General features: G+C 42.7%; 21 protein-coding genes and 5 pseudogenes. 9 read left to right on the forward strand and 17 right to left on the reverse strand.

Annotated features, from left to right (window positions below; translation table 11 throughout):
• Positions 1-259: pseudogene (locus tag H6G48_RS16635) on the forward strand (Rpn family recombination-promoting nuclease/putative transposase); the annotation flags it as partial.
• A 265-nt stretch (positions 260-524) separates the two neighbouring features.
• Here H6G48_RS16635 and H6G48_RS16640 read toward each other — a convergent pair.
• Positions 525-1,283 carry a sulfite exporter TauE/SafE family protein gene (locus H6G48_RS16640; protein ID WP_190722561.1) on the reverse strand — a complete coding sequence of 253 codons (759 nt, stop codon included), beginning with the start codon at positions 1,281-1,283 and terminating at the stop codon, positions 525-527.
• Between the two features lie 362 nt (positions 1,284-1,645).
• Here H6G48_RS16640 and H6G48_RS16645 point away from each other — a divergent pair, with 362 nt between their 5' ends.
• The gene (locus tag H6G48_RS16645) at positions 1,646-2,533 is read left to right on the forward strand and encodes a lipid kinase (protein ID WP_002762832.1); all 888 of its coding nucleotides are present in this window, start codon (positions 1,646-1,648) and stop codon (positions 2,531-2,533) included.
• Between the two features lie 2 nt (positions 2,534-2,535).
• Here H6G48_RS16645 and H6G48_RS16650 read toward each other — a convergent pair whose 3' ends face one another.
• The gene (locus H6G48_RS16650; RefSeq protein ID WP_190722562.1) at positions 2,536-3,591 is read right to left on the reverse strand and encodes an amino acid ABC transporter substrate-binding protein; all 1,056 of its coding nucleotides are present in this window, start codon (positions 3,589-3,591) and stop codon (positions 2,536-2,538) included.
• 36 nt (positions 3,592-3,627) lie between these two features.
• Entirely contained in the window at positions 3,628-4,368 is a 741-nt protein-coding gene (locus H6G48_RS16655; RefSeq protein ID WP_190722563.1) for a TIGR00297 family protein, read from the reverse strand.
• A 44-nt stretch (positions 4,369-4,412) separates the two neighbouring features.
• Here H6G48_RS16655 and H6G48_RS16660 point away from each other — a divergent pair, with 44 nt between their 5' ends.
• A complete protein-coding gene (locus H6G48_RS16660) occupies positions 4,413-5,123 on the forward strand; it encodes a cytochrome b/b6 domain-containing protein (protein WP_190722564.1) in 711 nt (236 codons plus the stop codon).
• Positions 5,124-5,670: 547 nt separating this feature from the next.
• Here the strand turns inward: H6G48_RS16660 and H6G48_RS27530 are convergent.
• The 7 genes and pseudogenes from H6G48_RS27530 to H6G48_RS16690 form a co-directional block, all read right to left on the reverse strand.
• Positions 5,671-5,997: pseudogene (locus tag H6G48_RS27530) on the reverse strand (hypothetical protein); the annotation flags it as partial.
• A gap of 105 nt (positions 5,998-6,102) precedes the next feature.
• Positions 6,103-6,282: pseudogene (locus H6G48_RS16665) on the reverse strand (peroxiredoxin); the annotation flags it as partial.
• A gap of 232 nt (positions 6,283-6,514) precedes the next feature.
• Positions 6,515-7,327 (reverse strand): hypothetical protein, encoded by an 813-nt coding sequence (locus H6G48_RS16670; protein WP_190722565.1) that lies wholly within the window; start codon positions 7,325-7,327, stop codon positions 6,515-6,517.
• Between the two features lie 283 nt (positions 7,328-7,610).
• A complete protein-coding gene (locus H6G48_RS16675; protein WP_242034671.1) occupies positions 7,611-8,132 on the reverse strand; it encodes a class I SAM-dependent methyltransferase in 522 nt (173 codons plus the stop codon).
• Positions 8,133-8,422: 290 nt separating this feature from the next.
• Positions 8,423-8,662, reverse strand: coding sequence for a 2Fe-2S iron-sulfur cluster-binding protein (locus H6G48_RS16680; protein WP_002775208.1), 240 nt, complete (start codon positions 8,660-8,662; stop codon positions 8,423-8,425).
• A 9-nt stretch (positions 8,663-8,671) separates the two neighbouring features.
• Complete coding sequence (gene cobQ / locus H6G48_RS16685; RefSeq protein WP_190722566.1) at positions 8,672-10,147, reverse strand: cobyric acid synthase CobQ; 1,476 nt, start codon at positions 10,145-10,147, stop codon at positions 8,672-8,674.
• A gap of 257 nt (positions 10,148-10,404) precedes the next feature.
• Positions 10,405-10,806 carry an Npun_F0494 family protein gene (locus H6G48_RS16690; RefSeq protein WP_190722567.1) on the reverse strand — a complete coding sequence of 134 codons (402 nt, stop codon included), beginning with the start codon at positions 10,804-10,806 and terminating at the stop codon, positions 10,405-10,407.
• 115 nt (positions 10,807-10,921) lie between these two features.
• Between H6G48_RS16690 and H6G48_RS16695 the strand changes: the two genes are divergently transcribed.
• From H6G48_RS16695 to H6G48_RS16705, 3 genes are all read left to right on the forward strand, one after another.
• The gene (locus tag H6G48_RS16695) at positions 10,922-11,224 is read left to right on the forward strand and encodes a hypothetical protein (protein WP_002762842.1); all 303 of its coding nucleotides are present in this window, start codon (positions 10,922-10,924) and stop codon (positions 11,222-11,224) included.
• A 55-nt stretch (positions 11,225-11,279) separates the two neighbouring features.
• A complete protein-coding gene (locus H6G48_RS16700; RefSeq protein WP_190722568.1) occupies positions 11,280-11,735 on the forward strand; it encodes a (2Fe-2S) ferredoxin domain-containing protein in 456 nt (151 codons plus the stop codon).
• A 133-nt stretch (positions 11,736-11,868) separates the two neighbouring features.
• Entirely contained in the window at positions 11,869-12,549 is a 681-nt protein-coding gene (locus H6G48_RS16705; protein WP_190722569.1) for a response regulator transcription factor, read from the forward strand.
• A gap of 92 nt (positions 12,550-12,641) precedes the next feature.
• On the opposite strand, the gene H6G48_RS16710 is transcribed toward H6G48_RS16705, so the two are convergent.
• The 6 genes and pseudogenes from H6G48_RS16710 to H6G48_RS16735 all read right to left on the reverse strand — a co-directional run bounded on the left by H6G48_RS16710 (position 12,642) and on the right by H6G48_RS16735 (position 17,848).
• Positions 12,642-13,046 carry a DUF1622 domain-containing protein gene (locus H6G48_RS16710; RefSeq protein ID WP_002762845.1) on the reverse strand — a complete coding sequence of 135 codons (405 nt, stop codon included), beginning with the start codon at positions 13,044-13,046 and terminating at the stop codon, positions 12,642-12,644.
• Between the two features lie 101 nt (positions 13,047-13,147).
• Positions 13,148-13,747 (reverse strand): ATP-dependent Clp protease proteolytic subunit, encoded by a 600-nt coding sequence (locus tag H6G48_RS16715; RefSeq protein WP_002734165.1) that lies wholly within the window; start codon positions 13,745-13,747, stop codon positions 13,148-13,150.
• Between the two features lie 35 nt (positions 13,748-13,782).
• The gene (locus tag H6G48_RS16720; RefSeq protein WP_045360910.1) at positions 13,783-14,469 is read right to left on the reverse strand and encodes an ATP-dependent Clp protease proteolytic subunit; all 687 of its coding nucleotides are present in this window, start codon (positions 14,467-14,469) and stop codon (positions 13,783-13,785) included.
• A 377-nt stretch (positions 14,470-14,846) separates the two neighbouring features.
• A pseudogene (locus H6G48_RS16725) lies at positions 14,847-16,508 on the reverse strand (IS1634 family transposase).
• Between the two features lie 359 nt (positions 16,509-16,867).
• The gene (locus H6G48_RS16730; protein ID WP_190722570.1) at positions 16,868-17,320 is read right to left on the reverse strand and encodes a hypothetical protein; all 453 of its coding nucleotides are present in this window, start codon (positions 17,318-17,320) and stop codon (positions 16,868-16,870) included.
• A gap of 162 nt (positions 17,321-17,482) precedes the next feature.
• The gene (locus H6G48_RS16735) at positions 17,483-17,848 is read right to left on the reverse strand and encodes an IS110 family transposase (RefSeq protein WP_190722571.1); all 366 of its coding nucleotides are present in this window, start codon (positions 17,846-17,848) and stop codon (positions 17,483-17,485) included.
• Between the two features lie 383 nt (positions 17,849-18,231).
• On the opposite strand from H6G48_RS16735, the gene H6G48_RS16740 reads away from it, so the two are divergent.
• Positions 18,232-19,350: a peptidylprolyl isomerase gene (locus tag H6G48_RS16740; RefSeq protein WP_190722572.1), complete on the forward strand. Its 1,119-nt coding sequence runs from the start codon at positions 18,232-18,234 to the stop codon at positions 19,348-19,350.
• Between the two features lie 651 nt (positions 19,351-20,001).
• Here the strand turns inward: H6G48_RS16740 and H6G48_RS16745 are convergent.
• Positions 20,002-21,523, reverse strand: a pseudogene (locus H6G48_RS16745) (methyltransferase regulatory domain-containing protein).
• A gap of 190 nt (positions 21,524-21,713) precedes the next feature.
• Between H6G48_RS16745 and H6G48_RS16750 the strand changes: the two are divergent.
• Together H6G48_RS16750 and H6G48_RS16755 are read left to right on the forward strand one after the other, a co-directional pair.
• The gene (locus H6G48_RS16750) at positions 21,714-22,625 is read left to right on the forward strand and encodes an Rpn family recombination-promoting nuclease/putative transposase (protein ID WP_190722573.1); all 912 of its coding nucleotides are present in this window, start codon (positions 21,714-21,716) and stop codon (positions 22,623-22,625) included.
• An 87-nt stretch (positions 22,626-22,712) separates the two neighbouring features.
• Complete coding sequence (locus tag H6G48_RS16755) at positions 22,713-23,060, forward strand: RpnC/YadD family protein (protein WP_190722574.1); 348 nt, start codon at positions 22,713-22,715, stop codon at positions 23,058-23,060.
• The last annotated feature ends 474 nt before the right edge of the window (positions 23,061-23,534 follow it).

The following is a 23,534-nucleotide window of genomic DNA, read 5'->3' on the forward strand; positions in this document are numbered from 1 at the left end:
TTTAGATGAATTAAAACAAACTCAGTATTTTCAAGATGTGCGCGAGGAAGCGCGTCAGGAAGGTCGTCAGGAAGGCATTGAGCAAGGCATTGAGCAAGGCATTGAGCAAGGCATTGAGCAAGGCATTGAGCAAGGCAGACTAAACAAAGCATTAGAGGCGGTCCCCCGTTTGTTAGCCTTAGGGTTAAGCGTTGAGCAAGTCGCATCCGCCTTAGAATTAGAGGTTAAACAGGTTAGAGCTATACAAAACGGGACATAATCTCCTTATGTCCTCATGTCTAGGAGGTTCTGTTATACTAAATCCTGTTTGATTTGATTGATTCAAGCTAATGTTATGGCTAATACTGGGAAAAGTTAAGATTTATACCCCATAGATGAGCGATTAAAAGCAATAATCTCCGCCATTCTACCCCCCCGAATTTGTCAAGTATTCTCCGTTTTTTATTGATGAATACGGAAAAAGCCCATCAGGGAGAGACTGGAAGGGTTAGAAAGTTGAGATTTAACGAGTCCGTTGATGCGGTCTAAGAGCAAGCGCGGATGAAGAAATAAATGGCCATCAGTAGCAGAAAAATATAAAAAGTAATCCGCACCAATCGATCGGGTAATTTCGGTAAAAAACGAGTGGTTACTTGTACACCTATAGAACCACCGATACCTAAAATAATCCCTTCTAGATAAAGAATATGACCAGCTTGGGCATGAGCGAAACAGGCGGCGATCGAATTGAGTAAAACCACACCTAAACTGGTGACAATGGCGATTTTGATCTTTTCTGCCAAAAAAATCATTTGTAGTGGCACCATGATCGCCCCACCGCCAATTCCGAAAATACCGGCTAGAAATCCAGCGATTCCTCCGGTTAGCAGACAGGCTAGATTAGGATGCAATCTAAGGGCAGAAACTGGCTCTTTTTGGCTTAAATTTTGCTTGAGATTGGTTAAATAGATATTGAGTAGTAAAAAACAACCAAAAGCCGCTTCTAGGAGGTGTTTGGGGCTAGATTTGACCAGATAGACCCCGATAAATGCCGTAAAAATCCCGGGTAAACCTAAGAGGAGAACTCGCTGCCATTTGAGGGAACCTAATCGCCAATTTTGGATCGTACCCCCTAGGGAAGTAAAAACGATCGCTAAACTGCTGGTAGCCACCGATTCCCCGTAACTGTAGCCTAAATTTAACAGGATCGCCACGGAGATAGTGCCACCCCCAATACCAAATAAACCCGCTAATAAGCCCGAAAAAACGCCTGTTATCAGTAAAATTAAGTAATAGTCTGCCATTATCTTCGGTTCATGGCCTTGAGGGGTCTGAATTTGCTATTATACATAGGGGCAATGGTAGAACATTTTCTCGAAGAAAGGGCTATTAACTAAAATTTAGTGATCAATGGGGCTAAATTATTGACAATCACCTGATATTTTTTCTGATTTAATTAGGGTTTGCTGAAAAAATAAGGGCGAAGGATTCGGATAGAAAATCTACGGTTTCAGCGATAGGTTATGCCTGAATGCTTCGCCCCTACAGGACTTGCACCTGTTTCGCAAAACCAGCCACTAAAACCCTTACCTCGTCTATATTTCACATTTATTCAGCAACTCCTAATTACATAACCTTTATCCCTGCACTGCTGAGAAACTTACCTATGACTAAAAGAGCTTTACTACTAATCAATCGTCACTCGCGCAAGGGTAAAGAAAACTTTGCTCAAACTGTTGATCTGCTCAATAATTGGGATTTTGAAATTATCAGCGTCCCTTTGAAAAAGGTAGAAGATATACCTTTTTTGCTGGAAAAATATCGCTCTAGTATTGATTTAGTTATTGTCGGTGGTGGCGATGGGACTCTTAATGCTATGGCGGATATGTTGGTAGAAACTCAACTGCCTTTAGGCATTATACCTCTGGGAACGGCTAATGATTTAGCCCGGACTTTAGGGATACCGAATTCTATTGCCGAAGCCTGTCGAATTATTGCGGAAGGTAATTTAAAATATATCGATCTAGGTTGGGTAAATAATAAATACTTTTTCAACGTGGCTAGTTTAGGATTAAGTGTGAAAATTACCCAAAAACTGAACAAGGGTTTAAAGCGACGTTTGGGGATTTTGGCCTACGCTTGGACAGCTTTACAGGTATTAAGTAAAACTCGTCCTTTTACCGCTATGATCGGTATTGATGGCCAAAATATCAAAGTTAAAACCCTACAAATAGCGATCGGAAATGGTCGTTATTATGGGGGAGGAATGCCGATAGCTCACGATGCCCAAATCGACGATCAAAGGTTAGATTTATATAGCCTAGAAATTGAACACTGGTGGCAAATTTTCCCGCTTTTATGGACATTACCGCGAGGACAACAGGGTTTATTATCTTGGGTGAGAACTCTTAAGGGGAAAGAAATTCAAATTCAGACTCGTAAACCCCATAGTATTAACACCGATGGCGAAATTACTAGCACTACTCCCGCCATGTTTCGAGTTATTCCAGCGGCCATAGGGGTCTATATTCCCCGTCAGGAAACACAATCTTAAAACTAACGAAAAGGAGGAGAATACAATAAACCCCCCTTTGTCCAAAGATTATTTAAACCTCGATCGAGTTGTAGGGGTTTACCGATTTCACGCTCATAAATTTCACCGTAATTACCCACCTGTTTTAAGACTCTTTGGGCAAAATCATTGGGTAAACCCATATCTTCGCCCAACTTCTCATCGATACCCAAAAAGCGCCGAATACTGGGGTCTTTGCTATCGGCAAAAGTGGCAATATTTTCTGAGTTAATCCCGAATTCTTCCCCTTGAATTAAACTAAAAACGATCGAGCGGACGGCATTCGACCAAGCGGGATCACCATCGGCCACGGCCGGGGCCAAGGGTTCCTTAGATATTACCACTTCTAATAATTGATGATCCTGCGGTCGGGGAAAAACCGAGCGCCGGGCTACCAATTGGGAGCGATCGGAAGTGACAGCCTGACAACGCCCCGCCTGATAAGCTGTATATAAGGCCTCCACATCATCGGAAACGATCGGTTTATAACCTTGAACTGCCGCTTTTGCCATGGCATCGGCCAGATTTTGTTCCGTGGTGGTTCCCGACAGCACACAAATGGACTTTCCGCTTAAATCTTCTAATTTCTTAATATTACTGGCTTTCGTGGCCATAATTCCCTGACCATCATAGAAAACCGGGGTGATAAACTCCATCCCCAGGGCGGTATCCCGGTTAATCGTCCAGGTGGTGTTGCGACTGAGGATATCCACTTCTCCCGTCTGTACGGCAGTAAATCTCTCTTGGGGGCTAAGTTTACGATATTCGACTTTAGAGGGATCATCAAAGAGAGCCGCAGCGATAGCTCGGCAAATTTGCACATCTAAGCCCGAATATTCGCCTTTTTCATTAACAAAGCTGAACCCCGACACTTCTCCGTTAATGCCACAAATTAACTTACCGCGATTTTTCACCGTTTGCAAGCGGCCAGCATCGGGACTACTTGCGGTGTTAGAACTAGAATTAGATTGATTTTCCGTCCCACAGGCAGTAATTAGCAGTAAAAGCAGGGACAATGCACAAAAACGCCACTTTAGCATAGATATTCTCTGAAAAATTTTTTTAGTCACTTAATTTTAGCGGAAAGACCAGAGCAAGCTTAACAGTATAGCCACGATCGCACCGATAACCGTATTGATCACATTGACCAATTCATTAGTTAACCACAGAAAGCGGGTTTGTAGGGTAGCGCCGATGAGACTTTCGATATTGGTGGCGATAAATGCCGCAATTACACACCATAACACACCGATAAGATCGATCGCACCGATAGCCCATGCTAACAGGGAAATAGCCGTGGCTGCCAACAAACCAGCGATCGTTCCTTCTAAACTAACAGCCCCTTCTGTTCCCCGGGGGACGGATTTAAAATTAGTGATTAGATAAGTAGTTTTACCATAAGCTTTGCCCACCTCACTGGCAGTAGTATCGGCTAATTTGGTGCTAAAACTAGCCACATAAGCGAGTATTAAGAGGTAATCCCAGGGAGAAGCGGCAAAAAGACTTAGGATAGCGCAAATTGCCCCCGCTAAAGCGGAACCCCAGACATTTTCAGGACCGCGCACCCCCGCTCTTTTTTCGGCAATTCCCTCCGCTTCCTTGCGCGCTAAACCGATGCGGGTGACAGTAGACCCGACGAGGAAATAGAATAAAACAATTAGATAACCGCGCCATCCCAAGCTTCCCCAGACAATCACCCCTAAAACCCAAGCATGGAGATAACCCATCCGAGTTAAGAGCTTTTTTGGCGCAATCCAGGCGATTCCGAGGAGGACGGTATTGAGAAGAACAGCGACGAGCCAAGGATTAGTTAACATAGTATCTGGGCAAGTTTACATACCCCATTGTATCGATCGAGTTCATGAAAACTAATCAACCTTATCAACCTCTTTTACTGCGAATTCTGCACGGATTCACGGGAATTGCCCTCATTGCCGCCATGGTTACGGCCTATTGGACCTATGATACTTTTGACGGTCGTTGGTTAAAACTGCCCTTACCAGAATATCAAGAAATTGAAAGTATTCATGGCACTTTTGGCCTCTATACTCTGATTATTTTTCCCGTTTTTGCTATCTATGCTTTTCGTCGCGGCAACAAAAGATTAATTCAAAGTGATTCTCTTAACAAATTAACCCAATTTGGTAAGCCGATTTGGTGGTATAGTCTCCATCGTTTAGTCAATACTTTGACTCTTTTTGCCCTAACTTTTGCCTTGTATAGTGGCCGGATGATGGATTCCAAATGGCTACCGGAAGGGGAATTAAATCACTTTTGGTATTATGCCCATTTGATCAGTTGGTTAATTATGGCAGTAGTTCTGATCCTGCACCTACTCATGACTGCTAAAGTGGGAGGGATTCCCCTATTATTATCTATTCTTAAATGGGGTTTTCGTGAACAAGATAGCCCGAAATTATGGTTATCTCAATTACGTCAATGGCGGTTAAATTTGCGTCTAGCCAATACTTGGCAGTGGCTACAATCTCTTAACTTATATAAAGTCTTAGAGATTGTTATTTTATTGGCTATTATAGCGGCTTGGATTGTTCCCAAGTTTGACTATTCCTAGCCCATTGCGACAACAACAGCAGCGGAAAGATAACTATACCAAGTCATCCATAAGGTACTGATTTATCGATCCCGACGAGCGAGAATAATCATCGTCTTTGCTAAGGGAGCAATACGACCAATACGATAGACTTTTTCTACCGATAAATTAGCTTCTGTTAATATAGCGGTTTTCACAGAAGTGAGTCCCGACTGAAACGCTGAAACACCTATCTATCAAGGTATTTACTATACATTATTAGACGAAAACCGCTATATTTGACCAGAAAATATAGCAGTTTTCATCAGAATGAGGCATGGGCAAGGAGCTTAAACCCCTTGTTGGCAAAACCTGTCGATACCTCAGTAACGTGAAAAGCGCTATAAAAAGGTAGAACAATCTGGATCATTTGTTCTCAAACAAAGCAAATTATCTTTAAATTTCAAGAACTCGCCCGTAATTCCTCTAAACGTGCTAAAACTTCGGCACCGTGAATGGCAGGATTTACCCCCTAAATAGGGTCTGCTGAAAAAGTTATTGAAAAGTACAGGTCTCTTAATCAATGATTTCACTTAGCTACAACTATAATCTTCCGTTGTTGATTAATCCATAAATTATAACTTATCATAATCATTGACCGAGAAAAAGTGCTGTTTTCCCATTTCATACTAAATCCTGTTTAATAAGGTATAGGGAAGCAGCGGAGCAGGGAGCAGGGAGAAACAATTCATAACTTGGGAGTTAATCACACTATTAAAAACGGATTTGGTATCAGACATAAAAAAGCCCAAAAAACCTGCCTCAACAGGTTAGAAAGATTCATGACTAAAAAAGTAATAGCAATCGCTGAAAAGGAAGTATGAGGAAGTTTAGCCATCACTTTACCTAAACTATAGTCATTTCAATTAAGATTGAGAATATCAATCCCAGAGTTCATAAGGCTTTTGTCGGTTTAGACTGTATCAGACTTATCTGAAATGACTATAAATCTTCTTTTCCCTTTACCCCGATAGTCCGATAGGGAAATATTCCCTTCTCCCGTGTTAGTCGGTAGGGTAAAATCGGGTGCAGGTTAATTTAAAGGGGGTTGGAGGCCACCTAAAGCGTTAGCATCGGGAATAAGGGCAAAAAATGCCAGAATTACTGTACTTAAAAAACTCAACAGTTGACGACGAGACATAATCAGTTAAGCTAAGACGTATTTAAACTGCTTATTCTTGGATTAGGCGAATCTCCTCCAATCCCTTTACTGTTGCCTCTTGCCTCTTGCCTCGTCTCAACAAGCAATTTAAGTTATGAACAGCTTACCGCCTTATTGTAACAAAAATTTCACTACTTCACAACGGGGTCAAACGCCACCTTTTCTGTGGTTGAGGCTCCACTGACTTTTATACGCCACTAAGCACGACCCTTTACAGATATAGCCAAGGCATAGTTTGACGAGTCAAGACACGAATTGCGTATTTCAACTGTTCGGAACGACTATTATAGTCTTTTCCCCCAAAATGTCCCGCAATACCAGAAAATTTCGGTTCAACGGGAAACCTTTTACAAACATTAGCCGATTGTGATGCTAAATTAATAGCTTGATAATATTGATGTTCACTATAAAAACAACCCTGCTGATGATTTTTGTGCATCGGCTGCAGGTAGCTTTCATAAAAGCATTTGCTAAAGACAAGAAAACGAGTATCTGCATAGGAAGGATTATTTTGTTTGTTCTGTAATTGTTGCCAAATCGGCCATTTAAAATCACATAAACACTCAAAGGGACTTTTAACCCTCTCTAAAATATCCGTCATATTGAGAAGATAAATTCTACCAGTTATCTTGGCAATATAAGAAGACTCTTTGACCAGTGCTGATTTTAGAATTCCCTGCTCTATTAATAGGGTTTCGCCGTAACCTTTGCCAAAATTACGAGGAAAATCATTGGCATCTAGTGAAATAAATTCAATTTGTTTGTTATGGGGATTTTCTTGAGTCGTTTCTTGCAATCGCTCAAGAGGCCAACCAGAATTTTCCACAAATAGTATTTTTTTGATACGAGGATGAAAATTAATATAATACTTCAGGGAATTATAGTAATCTTCCTGTCTTTGCTCAGGAACAGTTGGATAGGCTTTCGGCATACCTTTAATATTAATTGTTGCTGTTAAAAGTAAAACTAATTCCTGCTCTAAATTTAACCAACCAGCTTGAAAACTTGTTCGTGATGCATTCATAAGCTATTGTCTGTATTTATTGTGGGCTCTTCTCGACTTTGTGTGATAATTTTTTCTTGTGGAACGCAAAATGCTTACGGGACAAGACTTTTAAGACTATTTTGACGTTCGGCGAAGCTCCGTCGAGCCGCGGAAGAAACTATCAGTATAGATCTCGTTTCCGCACAGAAATCAGAAGAGGCTATTGTGTGATTATGGCAGTTTTCATCAGAATGAGGCATGGGCAAGAGGCTTAAACCCTTTGTTGGCAAAACTTGTCGATAACTCATTAACGTGAAAAGCGCTATGGTTCTGAGATGGTTTTGACCGACCAAAATTTAATATGTCCGTGATCCCAAAGAGCGGTAAAATGCTCGTCCATCTTACCCGTAGCCGCTAGGGCTAAATTTTTGAGATAACTATGATAGGGAGTGGATATCAACGCATATCCTCCGGGTTGCAGCAGATTATAAACGGTCTTAGCGTAATTGCGCGGGGCATAGACGTGTTCTACCACTTCCAAACTAATTAGCAGCGGAAAAGTACCAAATTTACTAGCCAGATCATCATAGGCGGAGCCAACGTATAGATCAAGTTCAGGATAGGCTTTTTTTGCCTCTGCTATCCCCGATTCGGAAGGATCGCAGCCACTGACTTGAAATCCTTTTTCTGATAACCAATTAGCGATCGAACCGTTGCCACAACCGAGGTCAAAAATACGCTTTTCAGGAGGAGCAAGATCGGCAAAAATCTGACTTAGAGAAGGTAGCAAATAAGCGTGGGCAGTCCCACAGCAAGAATTTTGATAATGATAATAATCTGACATATTTTAAGATAGTTAATATGTAAGTATTTCCCGTGGCAGCACCACTACTGTCGAAAGGTAATACAGAAAGTAACTTTTGTCAAGGGTTTAGTGAAATTTATTGTCACATCCCATTGATACGATATACCATAGTATTTTATGAATATATTGCATATACTATTGTCAATGTACATCTTGCAAAAATCAAAAACCTTCCCCTAGACGAGAAGTCGCCGAGCCATTATTCTCCCAGTTAGAAGTCGTAAACTTAACATTAATAGCTGACTTCTGTTATCAGAAAACCTGAACAACTACCAAAGCGGATCGGAGTATAAATGAACGGTTAAAGAATCTCGATCGCCGGGGATACCAGTAATACAACTACAAATTTGAGTACCATCATCTAATTCTACCTCGCAAGCGTGACAGGAACCCATTAAACAGCCGGTAGGAATGTCAATTCCTGCTTTTTTGGCCACATCTAATAATAGTTCTCCCGTTTCCGCTTCTATGATGATATCATCGGGTAAAAAACGCACTGCAATAGTCATAATTACTCCTTACAAATGAGAAAAAATAGGTTGAAGATTTAAATGTTCTTCCACTAAATTAGCCATAGCATCTAGGGTTATTTCTCTTTGTTCGCAATAGTTAGCAATTCCCGTAGGCAAAGATAATAAACCGCGACGCTGACGCAGATGATTTAGCCAATTTCTTCGCCAGGAACCATTATCAAAGATACCATGTAAATAACAGCCCCAAATTGAGAGAGAATCATTGACAATTCCCAGACTAGCATCTTCCTCGAACATTTTTTGATAACCCGATTCACTTTCCCATTCGCTTATTCCCTGGTGAATTTCGTATCCCATTACCGGTAAACCAGCTTGGGGATAATTGGATAAAACTTGTCGTTGACGGGTAATTTTTTCGGCAGTAATTACCGTTTTTAAGGGCAGTAAATTTAAGCCAGCTGCCTCACTTTCGAGACCTTCTCGATGGTCAGTATCCAGGATTAATCGCCCTAACATTTGCAAACCACCACAGATGCCAAAGATAATACCTCCCCTTTGGTGATAGGCTTGTAATTGATTAGCCATACCACTTTGATTAAGAGCAATTAAATCAGCGACAGTGGTTTTAGAACCGGGGATAATTACCCCATCGGGATCACCTAAAGATTCCTGTAATTCTAGATAACGTACATTGACCGTTGCTTCGCCACAGAGAGGGTCAAAATCAGTAAAATTAGCGATATGAGGCAGACGAATGACACTGATATTTACTTCAGCTTTGGGTTTTTGGGCGGGGCGATCGAGTAAACTGAGAGAATCCTCGGCACTTAAAAAGATATCACTATAGGGAAGAACTCCCAACACGGGAATTTTGGTATAATTTTCTAGCCAAGTAATCCCTGAATCTAAGAGAGATTTTTGTCCGCGAAATTTATTGATCACAATACCTTTAATTAAAGCTCTTTCCTCCGGTTCTAATAATTCTAACGTACCGACGACGTGAGCAAAAGCCCCCCCGCGATCAATATCCACCACTAAAATAGTAGCGGCATCGAGATATTTAGCCACCCGCATATTAGTTAAATCGCGATGTTTGAGATTTATTTCCGCCGGACTTCCCGCACCTTCACAGACAACTAGATCAAATTCTGTTGATAATTTAGCTAAAGATTCTTTAATTGCTTGCCAACCTTGGTCAAAATAATTCTGATAATAATCCGCTGCCGTGGTGACACCAACAGCCTTACCTTTAATAATCACCTGAGAGGTCATATTTCCCTGGGGTTTTAATAAAATTGGGTTCATTTCTACCCGGGGAATTGTCCCCGCGGCCCATGCTTGCACCGCCTGGGCGTGACCCATTTCTCCCCCTCCGGCGGTAACATAGGCATTAAGGGCCATATTCTGACCTTTAAAGGGTGTTACCTGCCAACCTTTCCGGTTGAATAAACGACATAAAGCCGCAGTTAAAAAAGATTTACCCGCGTGGGATGTTGTCCCCACTACCATAATTGCTTTCATCTAGTTTTTTGGGTTGAGTATTGAATTTTTATGAATTAGGAATTAGGAATTATGAATTGGGAAGTGGGGAAGTGGGGAGATGGGGAGATGGGGAAGTGGGGAAGTGGGGTGTAGGGTGTGGGAAGTGGGGTGTGGGGTGTGGGGTGTGGGGTGTGGGGAGAATAAATAAAATAATCTCCTATCTCCTGACTCCTGACGACCGACTCGGAGAATCCTGACTCCTGACGACCGACTCCCGACTCCTCACCTTAACAGCATTAAAAAGAAAACCAACGTTGCAGAGTATTTAAAAATCTTTGCCAGAAAGTGGGTTTAGGGAAAAAGTCCCCTTGGGGTTGCCATTTTTCTATTAATTTCCTCCCCAAAGGAGTGAGACGAAAACTATCGGTTATCCCCTGTCCATCTACTTCGCGCCGCAAAATTCCCACTTTAATCAACCAGAGAAGATATCTTTCCACTGCTGCTTCCGTCAGCAGTCTGGAAGTATAACCTTTCTCTAAACCCCCAGCACCAGGGATGCTTAAAAGTGATACACTTTGCTCAAGCATAGCGGCGAATAGGGTGACACGGAAAGGAGAACAACAGAGGGCGCGTTCGGCCCTAGTGATGGTAGCATCAGGATAATTGATGGCGGTAACGGTGGGAGTCGATAGGCTCATAGATTCCAGTCGTTTAGCTATGGATAAACTCATTGTTACATTGATCTGGCCTCAACCCCTGTTAACCCCAATCACCGATAAAATAGGGATGAAGTGTTAAGTAGCTTGAGTGTTTATGCAGTCTCCCGAACCGTTCGATACTAAATATACCCCAGAGGAAGTGGAAGTGGAAATCGAAACCGACGATTTTCCCCCCGTTGCTACCCCGGTTAGTTTCGCTGCCACTCTCGAAAAAGTGAAAACTTGGTACGGCAGCCTCTCCACACCGGCACAGGTAGTCGTGGCAGTGGCGGGGGTTTTTGTGGCTCTTTCGATTTTAACGGCGATTTTACGCCTAGTCAGCGCAGTTTTAAGCGCTTTAATCCTTGCCGCTATCGTTTATCTCATCTATCGTTACATCCTCAAACCGAAATTTTAGTCGGCTATGCACATTTTCTGTTCAATGTCAAGAGTTTAGTTGATAAAAAAAATTTATGGAAGAAGCGGACACCAGAGATATCTTGGGGGAAAATGTGGCTAAGTTGGGATTGGCCCAGATCCAGCGTCATCTATTTCTCTGCTGCGATCAGACTAAGCCAAAATGCTGTGACAAGGAAGAAGGGTTAGAAGTGTGGGATTATTTAAAGAAGCGGTTAAGTGAATTAGAACTCGATCGCCCTAGGGCAGACCGTCCGGGCTGTATTTTTCGCACTAAAGCCAACTGTTTGCGGGTTTGTAGCCAAGGGCCGATTTTATTAGTGTACCCGGAAGGAGTCTGGTATCGAAGGGTAAACAGAGAAGCGATCGAAAGAATTATCCAAGAACACCTAATCGGTAATCAAATCGTCACCGAATATGCTTTTCTTCGCCACGATTTACCGGCAATTTCTCTGAACTGTCCAGAAGAAGAACCCGAAACAATAGAGGAAAACAGGGTTAAAACTAACTGAAATCACTGATTCGATCGATTAAGATAAGTAGCTAGACACAATTAATTGCACATATCTAACTACCTGTTGCATGAGTGCCTGTCGATCCTTTGTCCGTCTCCATTCCCCCAACCCTGCAGCCTGGAAAATAGCGATGAAAGAGACCAACAAAGACAATAAACAACTTTTATTAATCGACGATGACCCGAATTTAATACTTTTGGTGAAGGATTATCTAGAGTTTCGTGGTTATAGGGTGACAACCGCAGAAAACGGTCGGGAGGCCCTGGCAATCCTCGAACGCGGGGCAAATGCTGCCAAAGCAGGGGAAATGCCCGATATGATTATCTGTGATCTGATGATGCCGGAAATGGACGGTTATGCCTTCCTCGAAAAAATTCGTCAGGACAGTCGTTTTAGTTGCATTCCCGTGATCTTTCTCTCCCCTAAGGGTCAAAGTCAGGACAAGATAACAGGTGTAACCGCCGGGGCCGATGTGTATATGGTCAAACCCTTTGAACCGGAAGAATTAGTGGCCCGGGTGGAGTCTTCCCTCAAACAAGCAGGCCGGTTGCCGAAACGCACCTCCCGCCACCATTCCCCGGATGTCACCCCTGTTCAAGTCCAGGGTAATGTGGAATTAACCCCAACGGAATTAAAAGTAGTACAATTGGTCGCACAAGGACTGGCTAATCGGGAAATCGCCGCAAAACTCAATGTTAGTCAACGGACAATCGAAAGCCATGTGTCGAATATGCTTCATAAAACCGGTCTTCATAATCGCACGGAATTGAGCCAGTGGGCGATCAAAAGTAATAAGCTGTTGACTATCTAGAGCTTGCTGAAAAACTTTTTTAGCATACCCTCAATAGTCAACAGCTTATCAGGGGTTAGGTCAGGTGATTGTCAACTCACCTTTTTTTGGCATTAAAAATCCCTGAGATTGTCCTGGGCTGCTAGTTGCGATCGCTCTTTTTCCATGGACAATTCCGTTTCCAATTCTTGGCTGAGGAAATAGTTGAGGAAAGTTCGGATAATAGCGATGAGGGCGAGTTGTGCCAAGGCTTCTATAGTAGGTGTGACGGTAGTAGCCACGATGTCTCCACCTAACTGAAACTCTAGGGCTAAAGATAGCCAAGTACCGAAACGAATGCGAATTTGATTGAAGGAAAAAGGGGGAAGACTGCGACGGTGACGATTAGACTGCCAAGCTAATTGTAGGGTTTTAATTAATCCGATCACCACACAAGCGATCGAAATACTTTCTAGGCAAAACTTGATGATTGCCACGGCAGAGATCAAGCCTGTTTCTAAAGTTGCTAAAAATTCCATACCCTCTTATGGGATTATCCGATCAACCAACCTACCATCTAAGGAAGTTTCTCCAATGGCAGTTAGAACAGGTTTCTCGCCTGTTCTAACCTCTGACTGACTTAAGCCGGTCTTCCCTCCACCACCTTATCAATTAAACCGTAGGCGACGGCTTCCTCGGCGGAGAGGAAATAATCGCGGTCAGTGTCTTTTTCGATGCGTTCGATGGTTTGTCCAGTGCGATTAGCCATAATTTCGTTTAATTGCTGGCGAATACGCAGGATTTCCTTAGCTTCAATGTCGATATCCGTCGCTTGCCGGCGCCCAGTTCCGCCCATGGGTTGGTGAATCATAATCCGCGCGTGGGGAAGGGCGAGACGCTTACCCGGACTACCGGAAGCCAGTAAAAATGCCCCCATAGAGGCCGCTAATCCCACACAAATAGTCACCACTTCCGCTTTGATGTACTGCATGGTGTCGTAGATGGCCATACCGGCGGTAACGGAACCCCCCGGCGAGTTGATATAGAGATAGATGGGTTTAGTGGGGTCTTCCGAGTCGAGATAAAGCATTTGGGCCACAAGGGCATTGGCTAACCCGTCGGTGACTTCCTGCCCCAAAAAAAGAATGCGTTCCACCGAAAGACGGCTGTAAATGCTAATCCACTGTTCGTATTGGCTACCCGGCAGACGGTAGGGAACTTTTGGCACACCGATAGGCATAATTGGTAACAACTCCTGCTAATTTGTAATAAATCTTAACTAACTTGGGCGAGGGGTTTCGGTAGTTCCTTGCGACTTTCGAGAACGCGATCGATTAATCCGTAGTCTTTCGCCTGTTGTGGGGTGAGATAGAAGGTGCGATCCATATCTTTCGCCAGTTTTTCGGTGGTTTGACCCGTATTTTTCGAGAAAATTTCCAACATCGTCTGTTTGTTGGCGATTACCTCCTTGGCACGAATCTGGATATCGGTGGCTTGTCCCTGGGCCCCGGTGCGATTTTGGTTGAGAACAATGGTAGCGTGGGGTAAGGAGGCGCGAAAACCCTTGGTTCCTGCAGAAAGAATCATCGCTGCAGTTCCCATCGCCTGTCCGATACAGATAGTATGAACGGGAGGTTTAATGTAGTTGAGGGTGTCACAGATGGCGAAAGCTTCCGTTTCGTAGCCGATCGCGTCCCCCGTGTACCAGGATGTGCCGGTAGAGTTGATATAGAAGAAAATCGGTTTTTCGGGATCGTCAAATTGCAGGTAGAGCAGTTGCGCGATAATTAATTCCGTCACGTCCACCCCGACATTGCGCTTGACATCATCGGAGGAAAATAAGGGCAACCCCAGATAGACAATTCTCTCTTTGAGCAGGAGAGATTCTAAGTCCGGTGGTGGTGTCCGATAGGCTGCATCCCCATAATAGGCAGTTTGTACCGCTTTAATCGCTGAGTTCATCGAGTTTTTCCGTCATACACAGTATCCTGCTTTTGATTTTAACGTAATCGGGTTGACCGATTGCGTGGAGGTATTTTTAGCTAGGTTCGTCCCCAAGAATCTCTCATCGACTGCCCGCAGCTCTAATACTACCCACATTCCGCACCCTAAGTGTCACAACGTCTCAAAAGAGGAAGGAGCGTGAGTCAAAATACTTATCTAGAGGAGTGAGTTGGCGGCAAGCTGCCGGCAACTAAGCCGAAAATTTCAGGGTTGCCCCAGTCATTCTCAATAAACAGTGCTTGTTGAGAATGACTGGGCAATCAGACTTAACATCTAGGGGGAGATGTTCCAGTTGCTCGCTTTGTTTTGTCACCCCTTGAAGTCAATCCATCTGGTCAAGATAAGAGATAATATTCCTGGCAAGGTTTGGGGAAAAATCTCAAAATGTTGCGCCTCTCATCCGTTAAGTTACTAATCTTTTGATTGTCTTGAATAGGTCGGAGATGAATCCCTTGAAAGCCCTGAAATATCCAGCGTAATGTTGGTCGGTCAGTTAACTTACCCAACGGATTTTTCAGTCCCGTCTCCTGCTGTTTTAAATTCAGGCGAAGTTGTCTTTGACCAATAGTATAAACCAACAGGCACAAGCCCATAAGCATGGCCATGACCTCAATTCTCTGGGGAGATTTGAGAAAGACACTGTGGGCAAAAAAGCAGGGGTCTTTGAGAAAAGAAAATCCTCTTTCCGGAGCTTGTTGCCCTTTATATTTTTTGAGTATATCCTCACTGCTTAATCGTTGTTTCTCCAATTCGTTAGTTGCTAAAACGAATCGTCCTGCTCGTTTCTTTAGCCTCTCAATGGCTACCAAATTCAACTCTAATTCGGCTTGAATTCGGTAGAATTGAGAGGGGGAATTGTCGGTCAGTTTGGCTTTTAATTTCTTCGAGTCAGCTTGAAAGTAATTCCCTTTAATCTCAGTTAACCGATGAGATTTTAAGGAGTCAGATAATCCCTTGACTATCGCCAACGCCACCGCTCTATTCTCAAATTCTCTTCGGGATAGTTGGCGGATTTTTTCTTATGCCCAATTCTTTTCTTGCTCGATTTTTTTCTCTAATTTTTTCAAGTCTGATTCTTTTCTAGTTTGACTTTCAACTAGCAACCATCTTGGTTCTATTCCCCCATAGTTAGAGCTTGTTTCCCGCCAGGAATAACCCGGTATTTCTGCATCGGTTAACTCTTTTTCTGAGATGCTATCGACTAACTCTTGAGCCTCTTTAATGCTGAAGGGGACTCGAGATAACCAACGCATTTATTTCATTAGTCTTTTTAAATTCTCTTTGCTATAGAGGGCGCTATCGCTGACTATTAAACTGTCAAAGTCAACTTGTTTTTGAAATTCTCGGGCGATTTGACCAAAAACCGCTTTGTCCGCTTCATTTCCGTCCCCTACTTTCAGGAATAAAGGTACATCTCCATCCCCACTTACGATTAAGTCAATCATAAATTGTTTTAAGTCAGGTCGTCGGTCGCGGGAGTATCCGTAGGTAATTTTTATTGGCTGTTGTCTGGTTTCAATTTCTTCTCCCACTGCTCCTGATTTCAGGATTTCTACTGTTGGGTATTCCTTTTTATATTCTCCTTCTACTGATAGAGAAGTCGAATCTAAATGGCAATTCTCGGTCGCTACACCAAATTTTTTCACGGCTGCTAAACTAATCAGTAGGAAAATGACCGAAACATCCAGTTGATAAAGTTTGTCCATTACTCGACCAATTTGATCATCATTTAATTGTTTGGGTTCGATGCCCTCTCCCAGCAGATGTTCGGTTGCTTTATCTTCAAAAAATTGAGGAAATAAATACAAGGCCCCGGAGACAAATCCCAATCCATTCAGGATAATTGCTTTGACGACTTGCCCCGCTGTGACAATTTCTCCTCGCTCAATTGAGACTTGTTCGTTGATAATTTCAACGATTCCTATTTCATCGATAATTCCGGCTACTAATCCCAGATGGTCTAGATTTTTGACTTCAATTTCTGTTGATTGATTCATGGTCGAACAGTCCACTGCCTCAGTTTTCCAACAATTCCTATTTTTTCATAATTAGGGGTCTCAAGACCCCCTAGCGGCCACCGAGAAAACCTTCACCAGCTAAGTATTTTTACTCAAGTCTCTGGAGGGGGACAGCTTATGTGACAGTTGAGGGTGCGGAATGTGGGAATAATTTGACGTGCTGGTGGATTTCTAACTCACCCTTTTTACCTTAGCTGACAATAATTATAAATTTTTATTTCCCTTGAATTCCCTATTCTAAAAACAGAACTATCTTCCTGAATTTACCCCGTTCGTTCTCAGCTAACCCCTTTGATTGCTTGAGTATTTATACTTAATTTGTCCAACCAATTGTTTTTTTAGTGATCGCCTCTCCTCGAAAATAGTTTTTTTGTACTATTTTTCAATGCCAAAATCGGGGTTAATGCTCTATTTATTTCAAAATGAGAATTGCTGAGGCGATAGAGATGACCATGTAAATCAAAAGGGGGATGGGTTTTTCGACGGTGATTCTTCTTGACGGAAGGCGGAGGTAGTTCTTCTGTCACTGAGGGAAATTTGGCCAAACATTGTTCAATTTCAGCATCAATAGCCGCTATTTGTTGTTGGTAAAATTCATAGAGGGACAGTTCTTGATGCAAAATAAAGACCATTTCCTCGCGATAATTTCCCGTTAAAGCCGCCTCGATTTGTGCGGGAGAACTTTTAATCCTACGGTCGGCTAATTGGGCTAATTTCTTGGGACTTCTTTCGCCGGCAATAATCGCTCTGATGATATTTAATCCAGTTACTCCCGTCACATCAGTAATCACTTTATGGAGTTGTAAGTTGACCTGGGTTAGGGTTTTTTGCAGTCGCTGAATGTGACTGGCAGCACTTCTAATCAGATTTTCTCTTTGTCTTAAATAACTCCTCAGAACTACTATTTCTCCTTCGGGAACAAAAGAGGGGGCGAGTAACCCCTAACTGTACAATTACTGCAACCATTGACAGTCGAGCACATCGCTTTTTCTCCCTGGGACATTTTTGACGCTTTTGGCGTTGACGAGAAAGACTTGGAACTGGCGTTCACTTAAGATTTGAAACAGGGGAATCCATTCAACTCCAGTGGATTCCATCGCCACACTGGTGATACCACACTCTTCTAACCAATCGGCTAACAATAGCAAATCGGGAGTGGTACAACCAAAACTCCTGGTATTCTCCTGACACACTTCTTGGGGGACACAGACCCAATGTTCTCTGGCTCCCAGGTCAATTCCCGCCGCCTTGGCATTGATGATGTTTAACTTCTGGTCACTACTTTGGGTTTTTGAAGACTTGTTTCGGGATTTGGTCATGGCTTTCTTGGCTCCGAGTTATGATCGGGGAAGTACCCTGGTTCTAGGAAGGGTTTTTTACTTGATTCTCGACCACGGGTTCACGAGTTAATCCTCGTCTCGCCCATTCTTTTTTCCTCTTTCCTAGCAACCTTTGCTGATAATCGGGTCTGATGACACCATTGTTACTCCGGTTTGAGTTCAGGATACTTCCAGATTTAGAATATCAGGGCTTGTCCCTAGTTTCTCTTTTTCTTTTTAGGGCGCTTTGCGTCCTTCAGGAGCTGATAACTGATAACTGATAACTGATGACTTCGATCAGTTTTCTCAGCTATTGACAAGGGTTCCCCTAAAAGCCTACAAGTATTTTGGATAGGTATGGCCATTGAGGAACCGACCAAAATATGAAAATAAAGACAAGATTACGGGAATGGGGCAAATTTTTCTTAAAAAGCGGTGCTAGTATTGCCCTAGCACTATTTTTAATCTTAAGTCTGTTCACGGCTAAGGGGACTGCCCCTGCTTTAGCTGTGCTTGCTCAGGGTGATGCGGTAACGGATCCCACTGCTATTTTACGCAATGCCTTACCCATAGATAATAAACCAATTCGTCAAGTGCAACAATCGATCGAAGATATTGCCAAACATCTGCGGGCCAAACGTTGGAGTCCGATTAAAAAAGATGTCAAGGATGCCAATTATGCCCTTTCTACCAAAAGCAAGGCTATCTTAGATAGTGTTCCCGAAGCAAGTAAAAGCCAAGGGGAGGAATTAATCGAAAAACTCAAAACGGGAGTGGCAGACCTCGATACGGCCGTAGAAGCGAAAGATAAAGAGGCAGTTTGGTCAACCAGACGGGAATTGCTCAATAATATCACCGCTTTAGAAGAATTAATGGTGGTGGGTTTTCCCTTTAACGTTCCCCCGGAATACGCTAACTTGCCGCAATTGCGAGGACGTGCCAGCGTAGAGATGCAGACCACCAAAGGGGATTTAACCATCGTTGTGGATGGTTACAGCGCTCCGGTTAATGGGGGTAACTTTGTGGATTTAGTCCAACGGGGTTTTTATGACGGTTTACCCTTCATTCGCAGCGAAGATAATTTCGTTGTGCAAACCGGGGATCCCGTCGGTGCAGAAGAGGGCTTTGTTGACCCGAAAACTAAGCAATATCGCTCTATTCCCTTAGAAATTTTGATTAAAGGGGAAGAAGAACCAGTTTATGGCAATACTCTCGAAGAATTAGGGATTTACTTACCCAGTCTCGCCTTACCTTTTAACGCTTTCGGTGCAGTGGCCCTAGCGCGTCCGGATACTAATCCTAACGGAGGTTCCTCGCAATTCTTTTTCTTTAAATTCGATAATGAATTAACTCCTCCGGGGTTTAATCTCATGGATGGTCGTTATTCGGTTTTTGGCTATTTAGTCCAGGGAAAAGAGGTATTAGAAGAACTTACCGATAAGGACAAGATTATCAGCGCTAAAGTGGTTTATGGCTTAAATAATCTCGTCCAACCTAGCTAGGGTGGGGGTTTTTGACTGGCTCTTGTCAAGGCACAGAGATTAGTCAAGATAGGGGAAGTATCTCAGATTCTGGGTGCTTCCCCCGATACCCCCAGAAAGTAACAATTGTCGGGGTCAATATTCCCCGCTAGTGAAAGCGATGCAGCTAGTAGATGTTACTGTGTTAACGACCTTTTCAGCAAAACGTAGTGGACTGTTTCAGCTAATTTGGTGTATTAGAAAAATGCTATAAATTCTATAATCTAAGACTTTAAGCCGAAATCTATTGCCCTATTTTAGTTGAAACAGTCCAGTAGGGTGCGTTAGACGGCAAAAATTGCTGCTTTGACTTGAAAGTAACAATCCGTCGTAACGCACCACCTATCATCAACTAAGTAGTAAAACGTAGGGTGCGTTAGACGGCAAAAATTGCTGCTTTGACTTGAAGGTAAAAATCCGTCGTAACGCACCACTAAGTAGTAAAACGTAGGGTGCGTTAGACAGCAAAAATTGCTGCTTTGACTTGAAGGTAAAAATCCGTCGTAACGCACCACTAAGTAGTAAAACGTAACAGCAAAAATTGCTGCTTTGACTTGAAGGTAAAAATCCGTCGTAACGCACCACCTATCATCAACTAAGTAGCCAGTTACAATGAGATTACTTACTTAGTATTTACTCAATACCTAGTTTTTGCAATGTTAGTAAACGTTCTTTACTAAACTCTTCGTACACTGTTTTCAGATGAGTAATATTCTCCTCCTCTGTTTCCAAAGTTTTCCCATCTTTAACCACTTTTTTGCCTTGAATTGCCAAATTTTGCCAAACAAATTGTACGGCATCTTGGTTAGAGGATTTAGCCAAGAGGAATAATTGTTCTAAACGATTGACCACTACTCCAGTCCCAATCAAAGGAGAAGCTAAAAAGTTTAATTCCTCACTATAGATTGCTTTGGTTTTCACTGCATTATTAAAAGCATTAGTAGATGGTTTCCGTTCTTGGCAAGTTTGCTCATCGACAGCAGGATGAATATAGCCAATACCAGTTAAAATCATAAGAGCTTGGTAAAGACCATTTAAGTTAATATTTGAGGTTTTGGGGTGATTTTGCAGTTGCAGTAAAGTTTGGGGAGATTCCGCCAAAACCTGACAAATTGGCTGATAAACTGCCTCCTGTAACTTAACTTCTCCCACGGGAAACTGATGCTCGAACTTGATATTTGCGGGATTAACCAGCAGAGCAAACCGGGTTTCTTGTAGTTGTTTAAGCTGTTCTTGGCTGGTTAAACTTAAAGAGCCTCGACTAAAAATATCACGACGGAATTGGCTATTAACAAAGAAATCTCGCACCACTTCCCGATAGATTGGGTCGCTGATTTTTGCTAATTTTTCTTGAGCTGCTGGTGAGAGATTGACCGTATCAATATGGTCATTAATATGGGCAGAACCCACATATTTAAGTTTAGCATCCTCTAATTCTTTCGCTACTTCATCGAAGTAAAAAGAATTCCATTCCTGATTGAAATACTCGTGAGCTAAATAATAACGATTTTGTTCCTTCAGGCGCTCGTAACGATTTTTTAAAATTGGATTTTGAACAAAATAACTAGCATTAGCTTCTAATAATTCTCCCGTAAAATTAAGTGCCTGTTCAATGCGGGTTAAAATTGGTTCGGAACTATGTTGACCATGACGTAACATTAAAGCTTGCATCGGCATCGCCGCCGACCAACCCGGAAGGGCATTATAGGAGATATAAACTAATCCCCCCACCTTGAGATTGCGGCGAATAAAATTAACTATTGCTTGGCGATTTCTGGCACTAATCCAGCTATAAATTCCGGGCAGACTGATGAAATCAAATTGAGGTAAATCTCGCTCTAAAAATTCCTCAAAACTATCATCAAAGAAAAGAATATTCTTCATTCCCGCCTTGGCCGCTAAATCTCTAGCCGTGGCGATATGGCTAGGGTTGAAATCATTGGCATAAAATTGGGACTGGGGATAGGTAGCCGCTAAAATATTCGTGGTAAAACCCTGACCACAGGCCAATTCACAATAGGTAAATTCTCGACTAGAATCGGGGGGGGTGAATCGATTTAATCAGAGTCGCTAAACCTAATTTTAGGGGACTTAACTCGCCGTAAAAGCCGCTAGTGTAGTTAACTTCCGATACATATCCTTCTGTCCAATTCATAGATTTTCCTCAAATATAATGACAAGTCATAAAATTAAGACTTGATTATACAGGAAAAGAGCCATGTCCCCTAGATTTTTGTTGGTGACAGCAAGGAGAAAAAATTATACAATGCCTATTAATACTAGAGTATTAACCGTTTAGCCAAACGATTCGGCATTGCCAATAAACCCTAGAAGCGAGATTTCTCGTGAAAACTGACAGTCTCTTTTACCAAATCTTCCTGCGCTTTCCCGACAGTTTTTTTGACCTAATCGGACAACCGCAACCGGGAGCAGCAAACTATCAATTTACCTCCCAAGAGGTGAAACAACTCTCTTTCCGTCTCGATGGCTTATTTATACCACTCAGAGAAGATAGTCAGCAACCCCTCTACCTAGTGGAAGTGCAGTTCCAAGCGGACGACAGCTTATACTATCGACTTTTTGCGGAATTGTTCCTATTTCTAAAACAATATCGACCACCTCACCCCTGGCAAATTGTCGTCATTTATCCCCATCGTGGGGTGGAACGGGAACAATCGCTACATTTTGGCGAAATCCTCAATTTATCAAGCGTTAGACGCATTTATCTCGATGAATTGCCCCAGGTGTCCCATCCCTCCTTAGGAATCGGTGTGATTAAATTAGTAGTAGAGTCGGAAACGGCAGCGGTGAGGACTGCTCAAACCCTAATCGAGCGGACCAGAGAAGAAATCACCGACCAGTCCAGTCAACGGCAGTTAATTGACCTAATCGAAAGTATCATCATTTACAAATTACCCCAGAAAAGTCGCGAGGAAATTGAAGCTATGTTTGGACTAAGTGATTTAAAACAAACGAGAGTCTATCAAGAGGCACTGGCCGAAGGAGAAGAACGGGGTCTAGAACGGGGTCTAGAACGGGGTTTAGAACGGGGTCTAGAACGGGGTCTGCAAGAGGGGGAACGTCTGGTGGTGGAAAACCTGCTCCGAGTCCGTTTTGGTGAGTTAGACCCACCACTGCAAGCTATTATCAGCCGGATTTTACAACTGTCCCCAGAAGAATTTACCCCTTTACTTCTCCATTGTTCCAAGCAGGAACTCTTAAAGCGATTTCCCCCAGAAAAGTCGCGAGGAAATTGAAGCTATTACCACCCTTATCAAGGGTAGGGTTAATTCATGAATTAACCCTACTACTTCCCCCAGAAAAGTCGCGAGGAAATTGAAGCTATGTTTGAACTAAGTGATTTAAAACAAACGAGAGTCTATCAAGAGGCACTGGCCGAAGGAGAAAAACAAGGTCTAGAACGGGGTTTAGAACGGGGTCTAGAACGGGGTCTAGAACGGGGTTTAGAACGGGGTCTAGAACGGGGTCTAGAACGGGGTCTGCAAGAGGGGAAACGTCTGGTGGTGGAAAACCTGCTCCGAGTCCGTTTTGGTGAGTTAGACCCAGAAATTCAAGCTATTATCAGCCGGATTTTACAACTGTCTCCGGAAGAATTTACCCCTTTACTTCTCCATTGTTCCAAGCAGGAACTCTTAAAGCGATTTCCCCCAGAAAAGTCGCGAGGAAATTGAAGCTATTATCACCCTTATCAAGGGTAGGGTTAATTCATGAATTAACCCTACTATGAGGGTTGATACTAGACCTCTTGCAAAAGTCTTAAGTCGATCCTTGTACAGCAACATTTTTGAAGATTATCAACTACTAATAAATAATTAACTGAAAGTCCCTCCCATTATTGTTTCTATCGTTTGTTTTCGGATTTATGCAAGAGGTCTACTAAATCCGTTGAGTAACGCACAGAAAACGGGTTTCTCCGAGAAACCCTTTTTCTACTCATGCACTCATGCAAAAAGGGGAATAAATAATCAGTAGACCTCTTGCAAAAGTCTTTCGTGATCTAATAAAAGGTTATTTATTTTTGCCAATACTCTTACGAGACAGCGATCGCCACAAGGAGATAGTGTTGCCAGCGTAATAAAAGAGTTTTTTGGTGATACTGTTGAAAATCTGTCCTTAATAGATAAAAAACAGAATAAGAGTCTGAA

Source organism: Microcystis flos-aquae FACHB-1344, from assembly GCF_014698375.1.
Taxonomy (GTDB): domain Bacteria; phylum Cyanobacteriota; class Cyanobacteriia; order Cyanobacteriales; family Microcystaceae; genus Microcystis; species Microcystis aeruginosa.